Annotated in this window: 1 protein-coding gene; it reads left to right on the top strand. The window is 66.5% G+C overall.

Translation table 11 applies throughout. The features are described 5' to 3' along the window. Positions 1-768 (top strand): phosphotransferase family protein (locus A5692_RS07205; protein WP_068053989.1); only part of this gene is annotated, 768 nt, incomplete at its 5' end. Between the last annotated feature and the right edge of the window lie 131 nt (positions 769-899).

Below are 899 nucleotides of genomic sequence, written 5' to 3'. Positions count from 1 at the left end.
CCCGTGCTGTACTGTGCTGACACCGACGTACTTGGTTCTGAATTCATGCTGATGGGCGTCGTCGACGGATTCACGCCCGGTTTCGACTTGCCCGAGCCGTTCGCCGGCGATCCCGAATTGCGGCACGACTTGGCCATGGCCTACGTCGACGGACTGGTCCACCTGGCCGCGGTGGACTGGCGACGGCGCGGTCTGGCTGACCTTGGCAAGCCCGAGGGATTTCTGGAGCGTCAAGTGCCACGATGGCTCGCCCAGCTGGAGCGCTACGGTACCCGCGATCTCCCCGAACTCGACTTCCTCGCCAACTGGCTTTCCGCCAACACCCCGACCATGAGCCCGGCCGCGGTCATCCATGGCGACTACAGCCCATTCAATGTGATGGTTGCCCCGCAGCCGCCGGCCCGCTTGGCCGCAATCGTCGACTGGGACACCGGCACCATCGGCGATCCGCTGCTCGATATTGGGCACCTGCTCGCGCGGTGGACCGAGCCCGGTGAAGATCCGATCATCACCGAACAGGCGGGCGGCTCGGCCGGCTACCCGAGTCGTCAGCAGCTGGCGGACCGATACGCCAACCTCAGCGGACGGGACCTCACCGCGCTGCCCTACTACCAGGCTCTGGCGTTGTTCAAGCTGGCCGTGATCCTGGAGGGGTCGCACGCTCGGCAGGTCAAGGCGGGCATCGACCCGGACCGAACCGACATGGGACCTCGGGTGATTCGCCTGCTCGCCGGGGCCGCGGAGTTCGCCCGCGGGCAGCGCAAGTGAGGTCGCGCGCATGACCGAACCACTCACCGAGCGACGCCGACGACTCGTGCGCGACGACATCGGCCGTACCGCTATCGCGTTGTTCGCTGAGCGCGGTTTTGACACGGTTACTGTAGGCGACATCAGCGCCG

The sequence above is a fragment of the Mycobacterium sp. E342 genome (genome assembly GCF_001667665.1).
GTDB lineage: Bacteria > Actinomycetota > Actinomycetes > Mycobacteriales > Mycobacteriaceae > Mycobacterium.
Note: the sequence above shows the minus strand (reverse complement) of the source record. Positions and strands in the feature narration are given on the sequence as shown.